Origin of the sequence: Arenibacter catalasegens, assembly GCF_002909235.1 — a bacterium.
Classification (GTDB): Bacteria; Bacteroidota; Bacteroidia; order Flavobacteriales; family Flavobacteriaceae; genus Arenibacter; species Arenibacter catalasegens.
Map to the genome: position 1 here is coordinate 90,093 of NZ_PHQQ01000020.1, position 23,422 is coordinate 113,514.

Genomic DNA, 23,422 nt, shown 5'->3' on the forward strand with positions numbered 1-23,422 from the left:
ATGCTTATTCTATTATTGAGTTCCATTTATCACTTCTTCTAGCAACTGCCTTTATATAGGAGCATACGGCTACAGCCTTGTATCCTTCTTTGGTCAATTGCTCAAAGGTTCCTTTTACAAGTTCTTTGCCATATCCATGACCTCTTAGCTTAAAGGGTACTTCTGAATAGGTTAAATGCATCTTTTCATTAACTAACTTGTATGTTATCATGGCTACTTCATCATTTATGGCCATGGTGAATTTCAGGTTATCCTTATCGTGATGTACTTTTAAATTAGCTGTTTTTAAATTGTCATCCATTTATTTAGTTCTTTTTTGGTAGGATTTCTTAGTCTTTTAGATCCAACGGTTATAGTTGGAAAATAGAGTTTCCTTGATACATACAAATTACGTAATTCTTGGGCATGGCTATAATCCATTTCCACGTCCAAAACAATGAATGGAAGGTTATGCGATTCCAGCCAATCTTTATAGAACTGCGTTTTATGGCATCTTTTTGCACCATAAATAGTTATTGGTGAAGGTTTGTCCATTACACTACATCTTCTTTAAATAATTAATGGCATTAGGTACATTGAGATGAAAGTCTGCGAAAACCACATTATTATTTTGATCTATTAATATAAACCAAGGCGTTCCTCCCGTTCGGTAATTTATCATGACCTTAGATATATTGTTGGAACTTTCGTCGCCGGAATCATGGCCAAAGGGGATTTTTAGATCGTATTGTTTTTGGGTTTCCAGTATCTTGTCATAGGTGTTGGTGTCATGTCCTTCAAAAACGGTCTGAATGCTCAAAAAAACAATATTTTGGTTGCCTTTTAAAGCAGTAACCATTTCCTTAAGCGCGGGAAATCCTCTACTATGGCATCCTTGGCACCAACTTTGAAAACAATAAATAACCTTGATTTTTCCCTGAAAATCGGACAATTTAATAGCCTTGGTGATATTGCCATTGGCATCTATCCATTTTTTTACCCCAAATTCAAGAGCTTTAAAAATATTCTTGTCATCCAAAGTGCTATCACTCATTTATAATGTCCTTTCCAGTTTTGTTTAATACAAATTCTATAGTTGGAGGAATGCATTTATAGAATCTGTTTAATTCTTAACGGTTACTTCCGATTATCTTAAAGTGCAATCACGCTTTTACTTTTTTAAGTTTATCGGCATGCATTTTTCGGAGCTTGCTCAACTTTGGGGTAATAACGGCACTACAGTATCCCTGGGACTGATTGTTTCTATAGTAATCCTGATGATATTCTTCAGCTTCGTAAAATGTTTCCAATGGACTAATTTCGGTTACAATTGGTCCGTCATAGTAGGATGCCACTTCCTTAATAACCAAGCCTGCAATTTCCTTTTGGGCGTTATCGTGATAATATATGACTGAACGATATTGTGTCCCAGCGTCTGCTCCTTGTCGGTTTAAGGTAGTTGGGTCGTGGCTGGTCATGAAAACGACAAGAATATCCTCATAGGGAATAATATTGGCGTCAAATGTTAGCTGTATCACTTCTGCATGGCCAGTGAGTCCAGAACACACTTCCCTATAAGTTGGTTTCCCGGGTGCATTCCCCCCCGTATATCCTGAAATTATTTTTTCTACACCATTTATTTCCTGAAAAATGGCTTCCACGCACCAAAAGCATCCACCTCCGAACGTGGCCGTTTCTAATTTTTTATTTTTCATTGGTTACTCTTTCTTTAATTATTTTCATGGATTCTGAATTAATACAATAGCGCAGTCCACCTGGTTCTGGTCCGTCCGGGAATACATGCCCTAAATGGCCATCACAGGTATTGCACATTACTTCTACTCTTACCATACCAAAAGAGGAGTCTTTATGATATTTAATAGCATTTTCTTTTATGGGTTGAGTAAAACTGGGCCAACCTGTTCCGGAATTGAATTTTATAGTAGAATCGAACAAAGGAGTGTCACAGCATATGCAACTATATTTCCCTGCATCATGGGTGCTGCAAAGTGCTCCGGTATGTGGTGCTTCAGTTCCTTTCTTTCTGGCAATTCTAAATTGTTCGGGTGTTAGCAGTTGTCTCCATTCCTCCTCTGTTTTCTCAACTCTTTTATCAGGTTGTGGATTGCCCTTAACACTGAAGTTGATAATATCTTTCCAAGTCAACATATATATTCTTTTATTTTTTAATGTTTAAATAGTAATCGCTATGAAGCTAAGTGGGATTTTTTAGGACATTTGGTGTTATCGAATAATCGGTTCCAATAAGATTTTATGTGTCTCTTATTTGTCGCGCTAAAACCTATAAACTTACAAGGGCCTCAGAGTCCGTTTGGTTACTTTGATTTATATTTACAACATGAATAAATATAGGAAAAATAGGGCCATTTATACTACGTTGTTACTGGTTTGTGTGGTTCTATTTTGGATGTTTGAAAATTTCTATACCCCTGCTCCGTATTCCCTTCCTGAAGGGGAAGGGAATAGAACTGAAATACCAGAATTTTTATGGCCTGGTTCTACGACAGGAGATATAGTAAAACACGCCCATTTTGCCTTGTCGTATAATGAAGTGTATGAACAGGCTGAATGGGTGGCTTATATTTTGGATAGGACGCATTTGACAAAAGATGATAGAAAAAGGCCTTTTTTTGTTGAAGATCCTAAGGTTAGGACCAAGTCTGCTGATTGGAGAAATTATAAGGGTTCGGGATACGATAGGGGACATTTATGTCCTGCGGGAGATCGCAGGTTCACGGAGAACGCATACAATGAAACCTTCTATACGAGTAATATTAGCCCCCAGGATAGGGATTTTAACGCGGGAATTTGGAATCGGCTAGAACAGCAAGTGCGGTATTGGGCCAAAAAGGATGGTCCATTGTTCGTTGTTACCGCGGGAGTTTTGGAAAAAGGTTTGCCCAGCATAGGAGAAGAGGATGTTGCAGTCCCAAAATTTTACTATAAAATTATTGCCAAAGGCAATGGTAGGGATCTCAAGATCATTGCATTTCTTTTCCCGCACAGGGAAGATATTGGGAGACTGGATCAATTTGTGGTCTCGGTTGATGAATTGGAAAAAAGGACAGGAATCGATTTCTTTCCTAATTTGCCTGATGATCAAGAAGATTTTTTGGAAGCCAGCATAACTACCAGCGGTTGGAAATTTTAGGTCAATTCATTTAGCCTATTCGCATCCAATTTTAAAAAAATGAACAATAATGCTGTGAAAAACAGTAAGCCAGAACCTCCGTAACTAAAGAAGGGTAGTGGTATTCCTATGGTGGGAAGAATACCTGTTACCATGCCAATGTTTATAAAATAGTGTACAAATAGAATTGAGATTACCCCATAGCCGTACATACGACTAAAGTCGTTTTTCTGGCGCTCGGATAAATACACTAACCGTAATAGTAAAAGGGTAAAAAGAACAATAACCGTAGCAGTGCCAATGAATCCCCATTCCTCACCTACGGTGCTAAATATGTAATCTGTGTGTTGTTCTGGTACAAAATCGCCTTTGGTACGTGTACCCTCTAAAAATCCCTTCCCATAAAAGCCTCCAGATTCAATGGCTTTTTCAGATTGATAGGTGTTGTAACCTATTGTTTTTCGTATCTCTTCCAATTTATTGGGGTCTTTTTCCAATCGAAGCCAAAGACTGAATCGGTCTCTGTGGCGCTGTTCAAAAACGGAATTAAAAACGAAATTAACCGATAGGGAGAATAGTACGATAGCTACGTAAATAAGGGAAACCGGGATTATGGGAACCTTGAACGACGGTTTTTTCAATAATAGGAATAAAGCTAATAAGAGTCCTAGGATTATGGCTACCCAAATGGTGCCAAACATAAGGGTGAAAATAAATATTAGAATAACCATAATGCCTACCCCCAAATAGAAAAGTGGAAGGCCTTCCCTAAATATAACGAAGATAAGGGCAAAGAAGACCAAGGCACTTCCTGGATCTGGTTGTGGAATAATTAAAAAAGCGGGAATCAACAAAATCAATATTGAAATCATTTGATCCTTTTGGCGCTTAATGTCTGTCTGTATATCGCTCAAGTATTTTGCCAGTGCTAGTGCAGTGGCAACTTTTGCGAATTCGGATGGCTGTAAATTGAAAAACCCAAGATCGTACCATGAGGTAGCCCCTGCAATAGTTTTACCAAATACAAATAAACCAATCAATAGTGCGAGGGAAATAATGTAGAATAAACTGGAAAATCGTTCGTAGAAATTAGCTTCTAATGCCAGTATAATTACAATGGCGACTGCACTTGTTCCTATAAAGAATAATTGTTTTCCATGTAATGCTGCAAAATTGAATATAGAGGGGTTGTCCTCTGTGAAGGTGCTGGAATAAATATTTATCCAACCAATAAAAACTAAGGAAATGTAGATTAGTACGCTAAACCAGTCCAAACGATTTAGGACACTTTTACCAGACACGCTCATTTATTTTAAAGGGTTGTCCACTATAGGGTTTTGCATATTCGTCTTCCAGTGTTGTTTCCAACATTTTTTTCTCCAGATCCACACGGGTAATTTCTCGCTTAAGGTATTTTTCTATCATTAAGGAGGCTATGTGTCCGGCATAGCGGGAACCATAATATCCATTTTCTATATAAACTGCAATGGCAATTTTAGGATTGTCCACTGGGGCAAAAGCAACAAAAACGGAATTGTCTGTCATTTGTGTGCGAACGCCATCAATTCTGGTATAATTTTCTACCGTTCCTGTTTTGCCGGCAATCTCAATGCCTTTAACCTGAAGACGGCTTGCCGTTCCTCTTTTATACACTTCCGCCATCCCCTGAACTACCGGCTCAAAATATTTTTTGTCAATTGTGGTATGTTTTGCTTCCGTAAATTCTGGAATACTGATATTTTCATTTCCGATTTTTTTGAGTACATGGGGCGTAAAATAATGACCTCTATTGGCAATAGCGGCGGTCATGTTTGCCAATTGTATTGGGGTAACTTCCACCTCTCCTTGACCAATGGAATTTGATATAATAGTTGAGGAGGACCATCTATTCTCGCCTTTATAGACACGGTCGTAGTATTCCTTATTTGGGATTCTTCCGGGTCTCCCGGTAGGGAGGTCATAGCCTAAAAATGTACCCAATCCAAAACTTTTCATGTGCTTTTCCCATACATCCTGACCTTCTCCTGAGGTAGGAAACTGATCATAGATTTTACGAAATGCACCGGCGAAGTAGGCATTACAGGAAAGGTATATTCCTGAATTCAAATTTCGTGTTCCACCACCGCAATGGCATCCTCTTTTCCTGCGGCCAACATAAAAGCCGTTGTAACATTGAATCGTGGTTTCTGGGGTAATTGCGCCTTCTTGAAGCGCTACGAGGGCATTGAGAGTCTTAAAAGGGGACCCAGGGGATTGTGAAGCCAATAGGGAACGGTCAAAAGTTGGTTTTGATATAGTGTCATAATGTAATTTACTGTAGTTCATGGATCTTTCCCTACCCACTAAAAGTGCGGGGTCATAGGTTGGACCAGAAATTAAGGCCAATATTTCACCGGTGGCCGGCTCAATGGCAACTACCCCTCCATGTTTTCCGGTCATCAGTTTTTCTCCATATTCTTGAAGTAACTTATCTATGGTTACGGAAATCTGTTTTCCCTGCTCAGGTATTGTATCCAAGGTACCACTCTTATAAGGTCCTATATCCCTGTTAAATCGATCCTTCTGGATCCATTTTACTCCTTTCCGTCCCCTAAGGATGGACTCGTATTCTTTTTCGATACCCGTAGTGCCTTTTAATTCTCCAGCCGCATATGATGGGTTTCGTTCCAAATCCCATTCATTTACTTCACTAATGTACCCTAAAACGTTGGCGCCACTATTGGTGTCGTAATATCTCAATGACCTTTTTTGAATATAGAACCCTTCAAATCGTCTCATTTTTTCTTGAAGCCGACCGTAATCCTCCTTGGAAAGTTGAGGTACCAACACGGAAGGAAGTCTAGGGGAATAGACCCTCGCCTTTTTTAACTGGGACACAAACCTTTCTTTATCTATTCCAAGTAGCCTGCAAAACTCAATGGTGTCCAAAGGCTTCACTTCCCTTGGGATAACCATAACGTCATATGCCGGCTGGTTTGCCACTAAGAGTTCTCCATTTCTATCGTATATATAGCCCCTCTCTGGATAGTCATAAACTGCTTTTATGGCGGGATCTTCCAATAGTTGATTAGGAGAAAAACTAAAAATCTGTAGATAAGACAATCTACCGATAAAAGTTATCCCAACCAGTAATATAATAGAAGATAATAAGATTTTTCTCATTCTTTTTTAACACTAAAAAGTGAACTTAGCAGCAAACACAAAATTAAGCTTGCAATTCCGATAGTTAAAACTTTCCTCAAAATTAACAGTGTATTTCCTATGCTGAAAATTTCTAGAGTGAAGAAAACCAAATGGTGTATTACTATTAATAACGTTAAAAATGTAATTTGTTGTGCTCTAGTGGTATTGGTTAGTTTAAAATTTTGAAATTCAAAATTCACTCCAAAACAAAAACGCATGATGGTTGGCCTTAAATAAGCAATAGTTACTGCGGCTGCGGCGTGTAGGCCAACGGTATCCGAAAATAGGTCGATTATAAAACCAAGTAAAAAACTTAATAGAAGAAACAGTTGCCTTCTTTCCTTAATGGGATACCAGTATAGGAATAGAATATACACCATTGGGTTGATATATCCAAAAAAATTGAGTTTATTAAAAACTAGTACCTGTACCAAGATTAATAGTACAAATCTAATTATATTAATGAAGTAGCTATTGCGAATCATTGATTGGTCTTGGCTTCTAATTCAATTATTTCTTCCCGTTGCACATTGTCCAATATATAAATGCTTTTTACAGCGGCCATATTGTTAAATAGCTTAATGTCTATACTGTAAGAACTTTGTGAGTTGTTCAATTCAAATTTCTTGATGAAGCCAATCGGAATATCTTCGGGGAAGATGCTGGAACTTGCACCAGTTACTATGGTATCCCCAACTTTTAGAGGGACCAATCTTTCTATGTCCGACAGTTGTACAGTGTTATAATCTTTAGTATCCCAAACTAATGAACCATAATGGTTGGTGTTCTTTATTTTGGCGTTGATCCTAGATTTCGTATTCAGGATGCTTTGTACCGTTGCAAAATGATTGGATGTATTTTCAACTATTCCAAGGATACCATTGGCGGTAATTACCCCCATGTCAGGTTTAATCCCATCTACACTTCCTTTGTTGATAGTAATATAATTGCGAGGCAATCCATAGCTGTTCTTTATTACTTGGGAAGTTATGACCTTGTAAACTATATTAGCAGTATCCAGTTGCATGGAATCTTCCTTTTTTTCATTAAAAAGAAGGGAGCGTAAACGCTTGTTTTCCTCTACCAATTTTTTATTTTCCTCGTCTAATCCAAAATAGGTGGTTATGTTGCTTGTGGTTTTATAGATATTGCCGGTAATCCAATTGGAGGAATTAAAGTATTTTGAACCGTGGTAGGAACGAGACTGTACTGTAAGCGCCAAGGATATTGTCAACAAGAAAAGATAGAGCAAGAAATTTTTATATCTTAATATAAAGTTGATAATCTGCTGCATTCACTTGAATTGTTTTGTAAAAACCTTAATTGACTTATCGTCAATTAAGGAATTAAAGCCTGTGTGCTAATTGTTGCCATATTTGTAGCTAGTTCTGAGAGCTATGTATTAAATAAATTACTTAATTAATATGCTCTTGTATCGCTCTAAGTTTTTTAAAGCAATTCCGGTACCTCTTACAACTGCCCTTAATGGATCTTCCGCAATATATACGGGCAAATCTGTTTTTTGGGACAAACGTCTGTCGAGCCCCCTTAGCATAGAACCACCACCAGCTAGATATATACCTGTATTGTAAATGTCAGCAGCCAGTTCTGGAGGTGTTTGTGATAAGGTTTCCATGACGGCATCTTCTACCCTTAGGATAGATTTGTCAAGGGCCTTAGCTATTTCCCGGTAGGAAATGGAAACTTGTTTCGGTTTTCCGGTTAAAAGATCTCTACCCTGAACCGACATTTCATCCGGTGGGGTCTGTAGGTCTTCCGTGGCCGAACCAATTGTAATCTTTATATTCTCAGCAGTAGTCTCCCCAACGTATAAGTTGTGTTGTGTACGCATGTAATAGATAATATCATTGGTAAATACATCACCTGCAATCTTAACCGATTTGTCGCAGACGATTCCGCCCAAGGCGATTACAGCAATTTCGGTAGTACCACCCCCTATATCAACGATCATGTTTCCTCTGGGTTGCATTATATCCAAGCCTATGCCTATTGCAGCGGCCATGGGTTCATGAATAAGATATACCTCTTTTCCGTTTACACGTTCTGCGGACTCCTTAACGGCGCGCATTTCCACCTCCGTAATGCCGGAAGGGATACAAATAACCAATCTAAGTGCTGGCGGAAACCATTTTTTCTTTAATGCAGGAATATTCTTGATAAACATCATTAGCATCTTTTCAGAAGCATCAAAATCTGCAATTACCCCATCTTTTAGAGGGCGTATGGTTTTAATGTTTTCATGGGTCTTTCCTTGCATCATACTGGCTTCCTTACCTACGGCAATGATTTTACCACTTATTCTGTCCCTGGCTACAATGGATGGACTGTCTACCACCACTTTGTCGTTGTGAATGATGAGGGTGTTAGCAGTACCTAAGTCTATTGCAATCTCCTCGGTTAAGAAATCAAAGAATCCCATTTGATGTTGTTATATTTCGGATTAAAAGTCAGTTTGATCGTTAAATGTAATAAAATTAATGTTTAAAATGACGTGTGCCAGTCATTACCATGGCAATTCCATTTTCGTTACAATAATCCACACTAAGTTGGTCCTTTATAGAACCTCCGGGTTGTATAACGCTGGTTACCCCGCTTTTATGCGCAATTTCTACACAATCCGGAAAAGGAAAAAAGGCGTCACTGGCCAATACGGCGCCATTTAGGTCAAAATTAAAGGATTGGGCCTTGTGTATAGCTTGGTTTAGTGCGTCAACGCGTGAAGTTTGCCCGGTTCCACTGGCGCATAATTGTTTGTTTTTTGCCAATACAATGGTATTACTTTTCGTGTGTTTGCATAGCTTAGAGGCGAATATTAGATCTTCCAATTCCCTGTCCGTTGGTTTTTTGTCTGTGGCATTGGTCAGGTCTGAAATTTCATCTGTCCTTTCATCCTTTTCCTGAACCAGAACCCCATTTAGACATGTTCTAACGGTCATTTTAGGAAGTTCAACCTCGTTCTGGACTAGGAGTATCCTATTCTTCTTTCCTTTTAAAATATCCAGGGCTACAGGAGTATAGCTTGGCGCTATTACCACTTCACAGAAAAGATTATGTATTTCTTCGGCGGTAGATTTGTCTATTTCCACGTTGCTGATCAAGACCCCTCCAAATGCAGATACGGGATCGCCAGCCAAGGCATCTATATAGGCCTGGTGAATTGTTGGCCTAGTTGCTAGGCCGCACGCGTTGTTATGTTTTAAAATGGCGAAGGTAGGTGCGTCCTTCTTGAATTCTTGGATAAGGTTAACCGCTGCATCCACATCCAATAAATTGTTATAGGAAAGTTCCTTTCCGTGAAGTTTGTGGAACATGGTGTCCAGTTCGCCAAAGAAAAATCCCTTTTGATGGGGGTTTTCACCATAACGCAACACTTGCCCGTCGGTTTTACTTAATTTAAATGCCGCTTCTTCATGATTCTTATTAAAATAATTAAATATGGCGGAATCGTAATGTGAGGAAACATTGAAAGACTTCGTAGCAAAACGTCTGCGGTCTTCCAGTGTAGTGCTTCCATTGCCTTTAGTTATCATTTCCAAGACTTCGTCGTAGTCGTTCATGGAGGAAACACAAAGGGTGTCCTTGTAATTTTTGGCGGCTGCACGTATCAATGAAATACCACCAATATCAATTTTTTCAATAATATCTTCTTCAGAGGCACCACTTGCCACTGTTTTTTCAAACGGATAGAGGTCTACTATAACAATATCCAACTGGGGAATCTCAAATTCCTTCAATTGTTCTTGGTCATTCTTATTGTCCTGGCGGTTTAATATTCCACCGAATACCTTAGGGTGCAGTGTTTTAACCCTGCCGCCCAAAATAGATGGATAACTGGTGACGTCCTCTACTGGTACTACATCAATTCCTAAATTCTTAATGAAAACTTCGGTGCCACCTGTAGAATAGATGGTAATTCCCAATTCATTAAACTTTTTTACCAATGGTTCTAAACCATCTTTATGAAATACAGATATTAAGGCTGATGAAGCTTTTTTAGTGGTACTCATTTTGTTGTGATTGTTGTTATGGATTATAAGGACACAAATGTAATTTTTTTGTACTTAAAAATTAGCACGTTTATTAACAATCGCGCTAAAGTTTTAAAGAATTTTTGCTACTTCCTGGTTCACGTATTCCAAAAATCGCTCATCATCCGCCGAAAATGGATCTGGAGTATTGGAGTCTATATCTATTTGTCCGATATTTTCGCCCTTTAGAAAAAGAGGGACTACAATTTCCGCTTTAACAGTTATACTACAAGCTATATAATTATCCTGTGCCTGTACATCGGGAACTACAAAGTTTTGATTGGATATGGCCACCTGTCCACAAATACCTTTTCCAAAAGGAATTATAGTGTGGTCTGTGGGAGCGCCGGCGTATGGGCCTAGTTTTAGCTCGTCTTTATCTCCATTTTTAAAATAGAAGCCTACCCAATTATAATAGGGAACATTTTTTTTTAGTAATTCGCAAATTGCCTGCATTTTTTCAATGGCACTTTTCTTATTATCACCGGTAATTTCCGAAACCTTTGGCCTTAATATAGTGAGCATAAAATAATTTTATGCAAAAATACTGCTATTTCTAAATTCGCTGGACTATTACAGGTTTAATCTTTTGTTACAGTTTGGTTTTGGACAATTTTTGAAATTATTTTTAGTTATTAACTTGTTAGTCAAATATAGACTACCAACTTTTGATTATTTTTGTACCGATGAAACTAGTGACCCAAAAAATACTGGCTATAGTGATGGCATTTTTTATGTTGGCATCCACTGTTTCCTGGACAATAGAAAAGCATTATTGCTTTGGTTCGTTGGTTGATATCGCTTTTTTTCATGAGGCGGACACTTGTGGAATGGACCTAGGGCCTGTTGTTGCACAAGCCACATTGGGTAAAGGGGATAATCCATGTTGTGCCCATGAAGTTATTACTATCCATGGTCAGGACGATTTAAAAATTACCTTTCATGATATTGACCTTGGGCAACAGTTGTTTTTTGTGGCTTATGGAACTTATTATATTAACCATTTTCAACCTAAGGCGGAGCCACTTGTTCCGCATGCCGATTATCCACCACCTATTTTGGTAAAGGATATACATATCGTGGATCAGGTTTTTCTTATTTGATTTTTTTTTAGTTCGTAGTAATGTCGCTTTTCCATACGAGAATTTTGGAAAAGGACTATTGCGTTTGTGTGTTTAATAATGAACTAATATTAAAAATATCAAGTGAAGAATTTTGTTGTAAGTATTTTATTATGGATTCCGTTTTTGGCTATGTCCCAAAACAATATTGAGGGTATGGTGATGGAAGCCAGTCCTGAAAATAAACCTTTAGGGCTTGCGGGAGCCAATGTATATTGGTTAAATTCCCAAACAGGCTCTATTACCAAAGAGGATGGTAGTTTTGATATTCCATTTAAAAAGGAGTACAATCGTCTTGTGATCAGTTATGTGGGATTTGAATCGGACACCTTGTTGGTTAATTCTCCTAAAAAGATAAAGCACTGGTTAAAACCATCCAATCAGTTAAATGAGGTGGTGGTCCAGAAAAAGCGGGAAGCCGTGAAGAAATCATTTTTTAGCCCGCAGAATGTGGTTACAATAAATAGTGCCGAATTATTAAAGGCGGCCTGTTGCAATCTCTCCGAAAGCTTTGAGACAAATCCAGCTATTGACGTTAATTTTTCTGATGCCCTTACAGGGACTAAACAAATTCAGATGTTGGGACTAACCAGTCCTTATTTATTGATAACCCAAGAAAACATTCCTATGGTAAGGGGCGCTTCGCAAGCCTATGGTCTTACCTTTACTCCAGGGAGTTGGGTAGAAAGTATACAGATTACCAAGGGTGCGGGTAGTGTCGTGAACGGTTACGAAAGTATCTCGGGTCAAATAAACACCGAGCTGGTTAAGCCCTTAACGGACAAAGCCCTATTCGTTAATGGCTATGCCAATGAGAATGGAAGATTGGAACTAAATACCCATTTAAATAAAAAGTTGACCAATAAATGGAGTGCCGGGATCTACTTACATGTTAACAAAAGGGATGCTGTGGAGGATGATAATAATGATGGTTTTTTGGATGCTCCTTTGGGTCAACAGATAAATGTATTTAATAGATGGCAATATCAAGATCCGAGTAAAGGTTGGGTAAGTTTTATTAATCTCCGTTTTTTAAGTGATGAAAAACAAGTGGGGCAAACCAACTTTAATCCGGCAACGGATAAGTTTTCTGCCAATAGCTGGGGCAGTGAAATAAATACCAGAAGGTTTGATACTTCATGGAAATTGGGCTATGTGTTTCCAGAGATCCCCTTTCAGAGTTTCGGCTTTCAAACAGCCTACAATATTCATAAACAGGATTCCTATTTTGGTTTTAATGAATATGATATTGATCATGAAAGTGTTTATTCCAACCTATTGTTCAATTCTATAATAGGGGATACCAAAAGCAAATTTAAAACGGGTTTTACATTTGCTTATGACGGATATGGAGAAATGGTGAATAGGGCAGATTATTCCAGAGTGGATAAGTCTATCGGAGCTTTTTTTGAGTACAGTTATGACAATTTAAAGGAGTGGAGCCTTACGGCTGGTTTAAGGGTGGATAACCACAATAGTTTAGGGACGTTTATTACCCCTAGGTTACATGTTAGGTATATGCCATGGGAGAGAGGGAGTTTAAGGGGGTCTGTAGGCCGTGGAAAAAGGGCGGCCAACATTTTTGCCGAGAATCAACAATTATTTGCTTCTTCCAGACAGATAAGGATTTTGGGAGGAAATGAGGGTATTTATGGGTTGGACCCAGAAGATGCATGGAATTACGGCGGCAGTTTTCTGCAAGGGTTTACGCTATTCAATAGACCTGGAAATATTGCAGTGGATTACTATGTCACTAATTTTATTGATCAAGTGGTGGTAGATTGGGAAAATCCCCAAGAAATCTCGTTCTACAATTTGGAAGGAAAAAGCTTGGCAAAGAGTTTTCAATTTGAAATAAATCATAATATCTTAGAGAATCTGGAGCTAAGGGCCGCTTATAAGTATTATGACGTAGCCACCGATTACAAAAGCGGATCGCTGCAAAAGCCATTACAGGCCCAACATCGATTTTTCGCCAATCTAGGGTATAATTCCGTCCCTAAGGATAATGGGGCCCAATGGCGCATGGATTATACCGTTCATTCCTTGGGGAAGCAGCGTTTGCCCAACACCTCTGCTAATCCTGTAGAATATAGGTTAGGTGACTATTCCCCGACCCAAAGTGTAATGATGGCACAGTTGACCAGGGTCTTTTCTCTAAAATTTGAAATGTATATTGGTGGGGAAAATCTAGGTAATTATACGCAGGACAATCCTATTTTAGGGGCAGCTGATCCATTTGGTACTAGTTTTGATACTACAATAATACATGGACCTGTTATGGGAAGGATGTTCTATGCAGGGTTTAGGTATAAATTGTAATTTTATTTATTATAAATATTTCATCTTTAAAGAATATAACAATGAGAAATTTAATTTTAGGAGCCGCATTTGCCTTATTGGCAGTTTCTGTCCAAGGTCAGGAGAAAAACAAGAAAATAAGTTTTGAGGTCAATGGTAAATGCGCCATGTGCAAAGAGCGGATAGAGGTAGCCGCCCTAGCGGTTAAAGGAGTTAAATACGCCTTATGGGATATTCCTACGCATCAATTATCTGTTATTATTGATGAACGAAAAACAAATTCGATGGCTATAAAAACTGCCATTGTTGGGGTAGGCCATGATACCAAGGAATTAAAGGCAACGGAGGAAGCTTATGAAAGCGTTCATCCTTGCTGCAAGTATCGTGAAGATAATTCGGATGATGGTGAACATCATGAATAGGTAAAATATCTCTTAATGAAAAAACCCGCATTTGGAATTCCAAATGCGGGTTTTTTATGGTTGTAAATTTTTAAACTTACATCATTCCGGGCATTCCACCACCGTGGCCATGTCCGCCTCCCCCAGCAGGAGCTTCCTCTTTAATGTCGGTCAAAGCACATTCTGTAGTCAAGATCATACCAGCAACAGAAGCCGCATTTTCCAATGCAATTCTAGTTACTTTCTTAGGATCAATAATACCTGCTTTGATCATGTCTACATAGGTTTCTGATTTGGCGTCATAACCAAAATCTCCTTTTCCTTCCAACACTTTGGAAACTACTACTGATCCTTCTCCACCAGCATTTTCAACGATAGTTCTTAATGGAGATTCTATAGCTCTGGCAACAATTTGCACACCTGTTTCCTCATCGGCATTTTCAGTCTTTATTTTGGAAAGAACGGCTTTAGCTCTTACCAAAGCAACACCACCACCAGCAACAATACCTTCTTCAACAGCTGCACGTGTAGCATGAAGTGCATCATCAACTCTATCTTTCTTCTCTTTCATTTCTACTTCAGAAGCAGCGCCAACATAAAGAACAGCAACTCCACCAGCTAATTTAGCCAAGCGTTCCTGTAATTTTTCTTTGTCGTAATCAGAGGTAGTAGATTCGATTTGTGATTTGATCTGGTTTACCCTAGTCTTAATAGTTTTTGAATTACCTGCACCATTTACAATAGTTGTATTGTCCTTGTCAATAGTGATTTTTTCACAGGTACCAAGCATATCCAAAGTGGCATTTTCCATAGTAAAGCCTCTTTCTTCGGCTATTACGGTTCCACCTGTTAGGATAGCGATATCTTCCAACATTGCCTTTCTTCTGTCACCAAATCCTGGTGCTTTAACAGCAGCAATTTTTAAAGACCCTCTTAATTTGTTTACTACCAATGTAGCCAAAGCTTCACCATCAACATCTTCTGCAATAATCAAAAGAGGTTTTCCAGATTGTGCTACTGGCTCCAATACGGGCAACAAATCTTTCATAGAAGAAATCTTCTTATCATATAATAATATGTAAGGATTCTCTAGATCGGCTGTCATCTTTTCCGAATCGGTAACGAAGTATGGAGAAAGGTATCCTCTGTCGAATTGCATCCCTTCTACAACGTCAACATAAGTATCAGTTCCTTTGGCTTCTTCTACTGTGATAACACCTTCCCTACCTACTTTTCCAAAAGCTTGGGCAATTAAGTCACCAATAGTCTCGTCGTTATTTGAAGAAATCGAGGCAACTTGTTTTATTTTTTCTGCAGAATCACCTATTTTTTTGGTTTGTTTGGCCAAATCAGCAACGATAGCTTCAACAGCTTTATCGATACCTTTTTTAAGGTCCATTGGATTTGCACCTGCAGCTACGTTCTTTAAGCCTTCTTTTACGATAGCTTGGGCAAGAACAGTTGCAGTGGTGGTACCGTCACCTGCCAAATCATTGGTTTTGGAAGCAACTTCCTTAACCATTTGGGCTCCCATATTTTCAAGAGGGTCTGCCAACTCAATTTCTTTGGCCACGGTAACTCCATCTTTGGTAATGGTTGGAGCACCAAACGATTTGCTGATGATTACGTTTCTTCCCTTTGGTCCCAAGGTTACTTTTACTGCGTTAGCCAATGCATCGACACCTCTCTTCAGGCCGTCTCTTGCATCGATATCAAAATTTATATCTTTTGCCATAATTTAATTTCATTTATCGTTCCAAATAAAACGGAACGAAATTAGTTATACTCTTTAGTTTGTTGTTTGGAATACCCCTAGTATTTAGGGAATTAGAGCAATGTTATATAATTGCTAAAATGTCGCTTTCGCGCATCATAAGGTATTCGGTACCCTCAAGTTTTAACTCAGTACCGGCATACTTGCCGTAGAGTACTGTATCTCCAACTTTAACGGTTACTTTTTCATCTTTGGTACCAGGACCAACGGCAACGACTTTACCTTTTTGTGGTTTTTCTTTGGCGGTATCTGGAATGTAAAGACCTGATGCAGTCTTAGTTTCGGCAGCCATAGGTTCTATAAGAACTCTATCCGCTAATGGTTTAATGCTAACTTTAGCCATATTATTTAGATTTTATGTTTTTAAGTTTGATTAATGTAGGCAGAAATTATGCCATTGCCTGAAAACTGACAATTTGTTAAAATAAAAATGCCAGCTTGTCACTTAAGCTGGCATTTTTGATATTTTAAATGTGTTTTCTCTTGTTATTGAACACTATCGGTAGTGTTTGTACCGTTAGTGGCAGGTGCCGAGATTGGTGTTTCAGGTAGGGCATCCGGTGCTGTGGTCTCAATAGGGTCCCCATTAAGTAATTTTGAATCGGAATCACTAAAGCTTCCCTTTAGGGCTACATTGGAAAGTAAAATTAAAACCACTAATATGGTTGCCAATGTCCAAGTACTCTTGTCTAAAAAGTCTCCTGTCTTTTTTACGCCTCCTACAACTTGGTTGCCTCCTCCGCCAAAAGATGATGACAATCCGCCACCTTTAGGGTTTTGCACCATAATAACTAACATCAATAGGATGCAAACTAGGATGATCAGGACCAAGAATATTGTAAATGTTGTATTCATTATTTAATTGTTTTCTCGTTGTATCTTTTCTACCGCTTTAATTCGGTCTGCAAAGAAACTACTTTTTTCTGGATATTTCAAACTTAAAATTTTGTATGCCTGAATAGCCTTTTTATACTTCTTTTGTTCCAAATATACCTTGGCCAAAGTGGCTGTCATTAATTCGTTTTTATCAAAGGTCAGGGAATCTTTGATAGGAACTTTCACAGGATTTACTGTGGGTACAATTTTCGGATTTGTTTCTATAAATTTGTCGATGAGGTCAAATTTTTTCCTTTTCAGCCTATCCGCTTTTGGTGTTGATTTAATCTCATTAGTGGCTACTTCTTTTTTGATGACTTTTGCTCCCGGCTTCGGCTTTTGGGTCTTTTGAGAAGTTAATTGAAGCCATTCCCCGAATGAATATTTTTCCTTTTTGGTGAAATCTAATGGTTTTCCGATTTCCAGTGCCTCTTCAGCTTTTTTTTTATCGTCCGAAATGGATTTGTCTATGTCCGGGTCTTTGGAGGAAAAAAGTGAGGGGTCCAAAATATTGTCGGCATCTTTTACCGTCCTTGGCAATGGCTCATCTTCGGATTCTTCGATAAGGGCACTTTCCTTTTTAAATTCAGAAACTATCTCCTCAGAAATGGTCGGAGTTTCGTTTAAAGTAGTTGCCTTGCCTAAAATAGAATCAGCGATTGTATTTTGTAAAAAATCTTTGGAGGTTATAAAATCGAAAAGAATATCCCTGTCCGAAGTATAGGCAGCAGTTACTTTAAGGGCATTGTTATATTTAAAACTGTTGAGGTTTTTAAGACCTTTTAGATGCATGGCTCTAGCCGCTTGGAAATAAGGGTACTCGGCCAGTACATCTTCCAGTTGATTGGTCTGTACAGGGGAAACCACTTTGTCAGGGTTTTGTAATAAATATGTAAAATCCTGTACGTTCATAAATTACCAATCTGCCAATGATTTATTAAAAATATCTTGGGTAATACGTTCAAAAATTACCTGATGGGCCTCAGCCTTTACGCTGGCCAATTGTGAATTGGCAGGGTAATCGTAAAAGAAGGAAAACCTTTGTTCAAAGTCAACATCTTCCTTGGTATTGTTAAAGAATCTTACGTTTACCCCTATACTCAGTCTGTTTTGTGCTGCTGTTTGTTGTGAGGTAGCCGACATCGGAGAAATCCTGTATTCCACAATTTCACCTTCATACAACAAATCCCCATTGGATTTAACAAGATCTAGGCTTGTCTGATTTAATATTAGATCCTGCAGTGATAATGTAAAATCCCTATCCATTCCAGGTTCAAAAGTTGATCCCGGATTTTGTGAAGCGTAGTTCTGAAAGTAATTTACCTGAAATGTAGTAGCTGTGCCAACATCACCGCCGGTAAAGTTATAAATACCACATCCAGAGACGCTTGCCACCACTACAAGCATCATAATAATATGTTTACTCTTGATCATTAATTTCTTTTTGTATTTTTTACTGACTACTGACTACTGACTACTGACTTAAAGATCGTATTGTTTTATTTTACGGTAAAGGGTGCGTTCGGAGATACCCAATTCTGCCGAAGCCGCTTTTCTTTTGCCTTTATTCCGTTCCAAGGATTTTTTTATAAGCTCTATTTCCTTATCCTGTAAAGATAGGGTTTCTTCCTCTTGTATTTCTTCTGCAAAGTGATACTTGTCTTCTTGTTGGGGTTTAGCTATCGGTTTTTCTGTATACGGTTCTGGAAGCTGTAAAATTTTACGTGGGCTTTCCTCCTGTTCCGTATAATCCTCATCATCCTCCTCACCATAGATTTTTCGGATTAGATTTTCATTTTCTTCCTGTACTTTCTCGCTGTCATTGTGCTTTAGCAACTCGAGCGTTAATTTCTTTAAATCGTTCAAATCACCTTTCATATCAAAAAGCACTTTGTACAATATCTCCCTTTCTGTGCTAAAATCGCCCTCCTTTTTTTCTTTTCCTACTACGGCAGGTAAATTGGTATTGCTGGAACTAGGTATGTAACTGTTTAGGGTAATTAGGGAAATAAGCCTGCTTTCCTCCAGGACAGAAACCTGTTCCGCAATATTCCTTAACTGTCTGATGTTTCCTGGCCATCTGTATTTTAACAGCAATTGCACCGCATCATCTTCCAAGCGGATAGTTGGCATTTTGTATTTCTGGCCAAAATCCGATGCAAATTTCCTGAATAGCAAGTGTATGTCATCCTTGCGATCACGTAAGGGAGGGATGTTGATTTCTACTGTGCTAAGACGGTAATATAGGTCTTCCCTGAATTTTTCCTTTTTAATGGCTTCGAACATGTTGATATTGGTCGCCGCTACTATCCGTACGTCTGTTTTTTGGACCTGGGAGGAGCCTACTTTTAAAAATTCCCCATTTTCCAATACCCTTAAAAGTCGTACTTGGGTGGTCAATGGCAGTTCACCAACCTCATCCAAAAAGATGGTTCCACCATCGGCAACCTCAAAATAACCGTTTCTGGTAGCGGTGGCCCCCGTAAAGGCTCCTTTTTCATGTCCAAAAAGTTCACTGTCTATAGTGCCTTCTGGAATTGCGCCACAGTTTACGGCTATATATTTAGCATGTTTTCTATGTGAAAGAGAGTGTATAATTTTCGGAAGGGCTTCCTTTCCTACACCACTTTCCCCAGTGACCAATACAGAGATATCCGTTGGTGCCACTTGGATGGCCTTTTCAATAGCACGATTAAGTTTTACATCGTTGCCAATTATTTCGAAGCGTTGTTTTATAGACTGTATTGATTCCATCCTCTAATTATTATTGGAATACCCTACAGGTTTCCCTATTAATGTACCCGATGTACAATCTATTATTTCGACCTTTACAAAATCGCCCACTTTATAGTTTTCCTTAGGAAATACCACAACAAAACTTTGAGAGTTTCGGCCCATCCAATCCAAATCGGATTTTTTGGAGGCTCCTTCTATCAAAACTTCCACGGTTTTCCCAAGTTGTTGTTTGCTTCTAATATGACTATGTTCCCTTTGTAGGGCAATGATTTCCGTTAACCTTCTGTTTTTTACTTCTTGAGGAACGTCGTCTGCCATATTCCTAGCTGCGGCTGTGCCTGGCCTTTCGGAATAGGCGTACATATACCCGTAATCATATTGAATTTCCTTCATTAACGACAGCGTGTCCTGATGGTCTTCTTCCGTTTCGGAAGGAAAGCCGGTAATCATGTCTTGGGAAACGGTACAATTTGGAATTATTTCCTTGATGTTTTTAACCAGTTCCAAATATTCCTCCCTGGTATGTAATCTGTTCATTTCCTTTAAGATCCTATTACTGCCACTTTGTACCGGTAAATGAATGTAATTACAGATATTTTGATGTTTTGCTACAATTCTGACCACATCAAGGGTCATGTCTTGCGGATTGGAAGTGGAAAAGCGGATACGTAATTTTGGTTGTGCCAAGGCCACCATTTCCAATAGGTTGGAAAAATCAACAGCGGTTGCTTTTTGCATTTCCGTCGCTTTTTCAAACCCCTTTTTCAAACCACCACCATACCACAGGTAACTGTCCACGTTTTGTCCCAACAGTGTAATTTCCTTAAATCCTTTATGGGCAAGGTCATTCACCTCTTCTAGTATGGATTGTGGATCTCGGCTACGTTCCCTACCTCGGGTAAAGGGTACTACACAAAAAGTACACATATTATCACAACCTCGGGTAATGGATACAAAGGCAGTTACGCCATTGGTGTTAAGCCGTACAGGGGAAATATCACCATAGGTTTCCTCTTTGGATAGGATTACGTTTACTGCATTCCTACCGTCATCAACTTCTTTTATAAGATTCGGCAAGTCCTTGTAAGCATCTGGACCTACTACCATATCTACAATTTTTTCTTCCTCCAGCAATTTAGTTTTTAGCCTTTCCGCCATACAGCCTAATACGCCTACCTTCATATGGGGCCTATGTCTTTTAACGGCATTAAATTTTTCCAATCGTTTGCGGATGGTGAGTTCCGCCTTTTCACGAATAGAACAGGTGTTCACTAACACGAGATCGGCATCTTCCAGTTCTTGTGTAGTGCTAAAGCCTTCCTTGGACAAGATGGAGGCAACAATTTCACTGTCCGAAAAGTTCATGGCACATCCATAGCTTTCTATGTATAGTTTTCTTTTGAGTGGTAAATTCTTTTTATCTATTTGATAATCAAGTATTTGACCATTAAATTGATTAGGATTTTTAGGGGTATAACCTTGGGTATAATTGTTGTTATCGGAAATTTTAATTTCCTCTATATGTTTGATATTCAATTCTTTACTATTTTTCATATTTTCCATATGGGTATAACTATTTTTTATCCCCTTTCAACAATGTTAGTTATACCCCACAGATGGGTATATCCGAAAATGAGATTGCAAATATAAAGAATTTAATGTCAAAATGTCAGGTTTTGAAACTAAAAAAACCACAGAATTGTTCTGTGGTTCATTTCATTCGTTTTAGATGAGAGGGTGTTATTTTATTTAAAAAAACAATTATAGTAATGCATGTTGGTATGAAGCAACACAACCTTAAAGCATTTCCACAGTGTAACCTATGACAACATGTAGTAAAACATATCAGTATACTATTCTGATATGCATCGGTTAATTAACCTTCGTTACATTATCAATTATCGAAAGTGTAACTAATACATATACCTAGTTACATTGTATTCTCATGATAAGGAATTTATAGCCCAATTTTTTTGTCATTCAACCTCTAGATTTACTTTTGAACCTATAAGCTGAATTAAGCTCTAGTCGATTAAATGACTAATCTGCCTATGTATTACAATTGAAATGAAGTTCAACCCCAAATTAACTCACTTTTGTCGAATTATCATTCTAGCCCCAGTTGATAGCCTGAACTTTGTTTCAAATAAAATCCCAAATATGAAAACAATTCTACTTATTAAAGATGTCTATTTAGAAGGCTTCCAAAACCTTGGCAGAAATATTGTCAAACACTATTTTAAGGCTTTTGCATGGTTCACCGCAGCCATGTGGATGAGCCGGTCAAAGTGAACCACGTGTGCCGGATGAAAGTGAGCATAGCAAACTAGTTGCTCAAAATCGATTCCTTTGTGGTTAAATTTACTGTTTATTTTTTAATTTTTTACGCATTGATTCGCCTTTGATATCCATTCGATGAGCTGTGTGGACCAGACGATCTAAAATGGCATCCGCTATGGTCTGTTCGCCTATGATTTCATGCCATGCTTCTACAGGTAGTTGGGAAGCTATTATAGTTGATTTTTTTCCATGTCTGTCCTCGATGATTTCCATAAAGGAGTGCCTATTGATGTTGTCCAGTCCTTTCAGGCCAAAGTCGTCAAGGATAAGTAGGTCTTGCTTTTCGAGTTTATTTATTTGCTTTACATAAGAACCATCAGCTTTTGATGTTTTGAGCATTGTAAATAATTTGGTGGTATTAAAATACATGACCTTATGGCCCAAGGAACAGGCTTGATGGCCTATGGCCGATGCGATATAGCTTTTGCCTGCACCTGTGCTTCCTGTGATGAGTATGTTTTCTTTTTGCTTTACAAAGTCACAACTGTTAAAACGTTGTATCTGGTTTTTATCGATCTTCCTAGTAGGATCATAATCGATATTCTCCATTACGGCACTATACCTGAACTTGGCCGATTTGGTAAGGCGTTCTATTTTTCGGTTCTGCCTGTCATCCCATTCCGACTGCATCAGATAAGCGATCAACTCGTCATTGGTGTAGTTGATGCTCCGCGGTGATAAACTGGTGTTAAAGGCCCTGAGCATACCATAGAGCCTTAATTGTTTCATCTGTTCCAATGTTTGTGTATTCATATTCGTGGTTTTACTATTTCTATTTTATTTGTAATAATGGCCGCCCCTGATGTTCTCGTGGTCGGGCATATCAATCTCTTGTTCGATATCCTCATCGAGACTGTCCCATCCGTTTTTAAGGATGCGTTCGATGATATTGTAATTATACGCCCCATAGTCCAATGCTCTTTTACAGGCATTGTCCAATCGGGTATTGCCTACCTTTTTTGTTAGGTGCAGTACGCCCAGACATGATTTATAGGATTGTTCGGGATGTTGTTTTTTGTCCAGTATCTTAATGATGTAGGCCTTGCAGTTCTCCCCGATATGCCCTGCCCATGTAATGAACTTTTCGCTGCTCCATTCACTTATGAATCGATGGTGCGAGGGCATGTGCTCTTTCAGCGTGGTGTAGGCGTATTTTTTCCTTTCTCTTGGATGGGCCGCCAAGCGTTCCAGTTTATGGAATATTTCCACTAGATTATCCGAGTAGATGATCTTGATGGGCTTGCCTATATGTATATAGGGCACGCTGTAGTAATGTTTGTCCTTACTGAAATAGATGTGGCTGTTCTTGTGAACGGTTCCTTTGGCGTAGGATTTGATCTCATACTTTTTTAATGGCAAGGGCCTTAGTTCTTGTTTTTCTACTTCTGGACTTACTATATTTAACCGGACATAGAGTTAAGAGCGTTTTAGTTATTAAAATTAACTTTGAAAAATGTCAAGAGAAAAAAGAAATTACACTGCAGAGTTTAAGGAAAAAGCTGTAGAACTTA

Annotated in this window: 25 protein-coding genes; 5 read left to right on the top strand and 20 right to left on the bottom strand. The window is 38.6% G+C overall.

The window, feature by feature from the left end; translation table 11 throughout:
• Window positions 1-4: 4 nt before the first annotated feature.
• The 5 genes from CWD90_RS15345 to msrB form a co-directional block, all read right to left on the bottom strand.
• Window positions 5-301 (bottom strand): GNAT family N-acetyltransferase, encoded by a 297-nt coding sequence (locus tag CWD90_RS15345; RefSeq protein WP_103476962.1) that lies wholly within the window; start codon window positions 299-301, stop codon window positions 5-7.
• Window positions 286-534: a glutaredoxin family protein gene (locus CWD90_RS15350; protein WP_103476963.1), complete on the bottom strand. Its 249-nt coding sequence runs from the start codon at window positions 532-534 to the stop codon at window positions 286-288. The genes CWD90_RS15345 and CWD90_RS15350 overlap by 16 nt, the downstream gene beginning before the upstream one ends.
• Before the next feature lie 4 nt (window positions 535-538).
• Window positions 539-1,033 (bottom strand): peroxiredoxin family protein, encoded by a 495-nt coding sequence (locus CWD90_RS15355; protein ID WP_103476964.1) that lies wholly within the window; start codon window positions 1,031-1,033, stop codon window positions 539-541.
• A 109-nt stretch (window positions 1,034-1,142) separates the two neighbouring features.
• Window positions 1,143-1,694, bottom strand: a complete 552-nt coding sequence (gene msrA / locus CWD90_RS15360) for a peptide-methionine (S)-S-oxide reductase MsrA (RefSeq protein WP_103476965.1) — start codon at window positions 1,692-1,694, stop codon at window positions 1,143-1,145.
• Window positions 1,684-2,148 (bottom strand): peptide-methionine (R)-S-oxide reductase MsrB, encoded by a 465-nt coding sequence (gene msrB / locus CWD90_RS15365; protein ID WP_103476966.1) that lies wholly within the window; start codon window positions 2,146-2,148, stop codon window positions 1,684-1,686. Before msrB ends, msrA begins: the two co-directional genes overlap by 11 nt.
• A gap of 190 nt (window positions 2,149-2,338) precedes the next feature.
• Between msrB and CWD90_RS15370 the strand changes: the two genes are divergently transcribed.
• Window positions 2,339-3,151 carry a DNA/RNA non-specific endonuclease gene (locus CWD90_RS15370; RefSeq protein ID WP_103476967.1) on the top strand — a complete coding sequence of 271 codons (813 nt, stop codon included), beginning with the start codon at window positions 2,339-2,341 and terminating at the stop codon, window positions 3,149-3,151.
• Here the strand turns inward: CWD90_RS15370 and rodA are convergent.
• From rodA to CWD90_RS15405, 6 genes are all read right to left on the bottom strand, one after another.
• A complete protein-coding gene (gene rodA, locus CWD90_RS15375) occupies window positions 3,148-4,431 on the bottom strand; it encodes a rod shape-determining protein RodA (RefSeq protein ID WP_103476987.1) in 1,284 nt (427 codons plus the stop codon). The two genes, CWD90_RS15370 and rodA, sit on opposite strands and share 4 nt — an antisense overlap.
• Window positions 4,421-6,292: a peptidoglycan D,D-transpeptidase FtsI family protein gene (locus tag CWD90_RS15380; RefSeq protein WP_103476968.1), complete on the bottom strand. Its 1,872-nt coding sequence runs from the start codon at window positions 6,290-6,292 to the stop codon at window positions 4,421-4,423. The genes rodA and CWD90_RS15380 overlap by 11 nt, the downstream gene beginning before the upstream one ends.
• Window positions 6,293-6,794: 502 nt before the next feature.
• Window positions 6,795-7,607 (bottom strand): rod shape-determining protein MreC, encoded by an 813-nt coding sequence (gene mreC / locus CWD90_RS15390; protein ID WP_103476970.1) that lies wholly within the window; start codon window positions 7,605-7,607, stop codon window positions 6,795-6,797.
• 117 nt (window positions 7,608-7,724) lie between these two features.
• Window positions 7,725-8,753 (bottom strand): rod shape-determining protein, encoded by a 1,029-nt coding sequence (locus CWD90_RS15395; protein WP_103476971.1) that lies wholly within the window; start codon window positions 8,751-8,753, stop codon window positions 7,725-7,727.
• A 55-nt stretch (window positions 8,754-8,808) separates the two neighbouring features.
• On the bottom strand, window positions 8,809-10,341 hold the full coding sequence (gene purH, locus CWD90_RS15400) for a bifunctional phosphoribosylaminoimidazolecarboxamide formyltransferase/IMP cyclohydrolase (RefSeq protein WP_103476972.1): 1,533 nt from the start codon (window positions 10,339-10,341) through the stop codon (window positions 8,809-8,811).
• Window positions 10,342-10,434: 93 nt separating this feature from the next.
• The gene (locus tag CWD90_RS15405; RefSeq protein WP_103476973.1) at window positions 10,435-10,887 is read right to left on the bottom strand and encodes a GAF domain-containing protein; all 453 of its coding nucleotides are present in this window, start codon (window positions 10,885-10,887) and stop codon (window positions 10,435-10,437) included.
• Between the two features lie 161 nt (window positions 10,888-11,048).
• Here CWD90_RS15405 and CWD90_RS15410 point away from each other — a divergent pair, with 161 nt between their 5' ends.
• The 3 genes from CWD90_RS15410 (at window position 11,049) to CWD90_RS15420 (ending at window position 14,206) form a co-directional block, all read left to right on the top strand.
• Entirely contained in the window at window positions 11,049-11,465 is a 417-nt protein-coding gene (locus CWD90_RS15410) for an HYC_CC_PP family protein (protein WP_103476974.1), read from the top strand.
• 150 nt (window positions 11,466-11,615) lie between these two features.
• A complete protein-coding gene (locus tag CWD90_RS15415; RefSeq protein WP_103476975.1) occupies window positions 11,616-13,805 on the top strand; it encodes a TonB-dependent receptor in 2,190 nt (729 codons plus the stop codon).
• A 41-nt stretch (window positions 13,806-13,846) separates the two neighbouring features.
• Window positions 13,847-14,206 carry a heavy-metal-associated domain-containing protein gene (locus CWD90_RS15420; protein ID WP_103476976.1) on the top strand — a complete coding sequence of 120 codons (360 nt, stop codon included), beginning with the start codon at window positions 13,847-13,849 and terminating at the stop codon, window positions 14,204-14,206.
• A 76-nt stretch (window positions 14,207-14,282) separates the two neighbouring features.
• On the opposite strand, the gene groL is transcribed toward CWD90_RS15420, so the two are convergent.
• The 7 genes from groL to miaB form a co-directional block, all read right to left on the bottom strand.
• Complete coding sequence (gene groL / locus CWD90_RS15425) at window positions 14,283-15,920, bottom strand: chaperonin GroEL (RefSeq protein ID WP_103476977.1); 1,638 nt, start codon at window positions 15,918-15,920, stop codon at window positions 14,283-14,285.
• Between the two features lie 103 nt (window positions 15,921-16,023).
• Window positions 16,024-16,302 (bottom strand): co-chaperone GroES, encoded by a 279-nt coding sequence (locus CWD90_RS15430; RefSeq protein WP_072860635.1) that lies wholly within the window; start codon window positions 16,300-16,302, stop codon window positions 16,024-16,026.
• Between the two features lie 143 nt (window positions 16,303-16,445).
• Window positions 16,446-16,814, bottom strand: coding sequence for a preprotein translocase subunit SecG (gene secG / locus CWD90_RS15435; RefSeq protein ID WP_103476978.1), 369 nt, complete (start codon window positions 16,812-16,814; stop codon window positions 16,446-16,448).
• A gap of 3 nt (window positions 16,815-16,817) precedes the next feature.
• Window positions 16,818-17,747: a hypothetical protein gene (locus tag CWD90_RS15440; RefSeq protein WP_103476979.1), complete on the bottom strand. Its 930-nt coding sequence runs from the start codon at window positions 17,745-17,747 to the stop codon at window positions 16,818-16,820.
• Between the two features lie 3 nt (window positions 17,748-17,750).
• A complete protein-coding gene (locus CWD90_RS15445; RefSeq protein WP_103476980.1) occupies window positions 17,751-18,269 on the bottom strand; it encodes an LptE family protein in 519 nt (172 codons plus the stop codon).
• Window positions 18,270-18,317: 48 nt separating this feature from the next.
• On the bottom strand, window positions 18,318-19,589 hold the full coding sequence (locus CWD90_RS15450) for a sigma-54 interaction domain-containing protein (RefSeq protein ID WP_103476981.1): 1,272 nt from the start codon (window positions 19,587-19,589) through the stop codon (window positions 18,318-18,320).
• Between the two features lie 3 nt (window positions 19,590-19,592).
• Window positions 19,593-21,125, bottom strand: coding sequence for a tRNA (N6-isopentenyl adenosine(37)-C2)-methylthiotransferase MiaB (gene miaB, locus CWD90_RS15455; protein WP_103476988.1), 1,533 nt, complete (start codon window positions 21,123-21,125; stop codon window positions 19,593-19,595).
• Window positions 21,126-21,731: 606 nt separating this feature from the next.
• Here miaB and CWD90_RS23595 point away from each other — a divergent pair.
• A complete protein-coding gene (locus CWD90_RS23595) occupies window positions 21,732-21,863 on the top strand; it encodes a DUF6747 family protein (protein ID WP_262494958.1) in 132 nt (43 codons plus the stop codon).
• Window positions 21,864-21,932: 69 nt separating this feature from the next.
• Here CWD90_RS23595 and istB read toward each other — a convergent pair whose 3' ends face one another.
• Both istB and CWD90_RS15470 read right to left on the bottom strand, forming a co-directional pair.
• Complete coding sequence (istB, locus tag CWD90_RS15465) at window positions 21,933-22,664, bottom strand: IS21-like element helper ATPase IstB (protein ID WP_103476983.1); 732 nt, start codon at window positions 22,662-22,664, stop codon at window positions 21,933-21,935.
• Between the two features lie 24 nt (window positions 22,665-22,688).
• Window positions 22,689-23,270: a Mu transposase domain-containing protein gene (locus CWD90_RS15470; protein WP_239986535.1), complete on the bottom strand. Its 582-nt coding sequence runs from the start codon at window positions 23,268-23,270 to the stop codon at window positions 22,689-22,691.
• Window positions 23,271-23,422 lie beyond the last annotated feature (152 nt).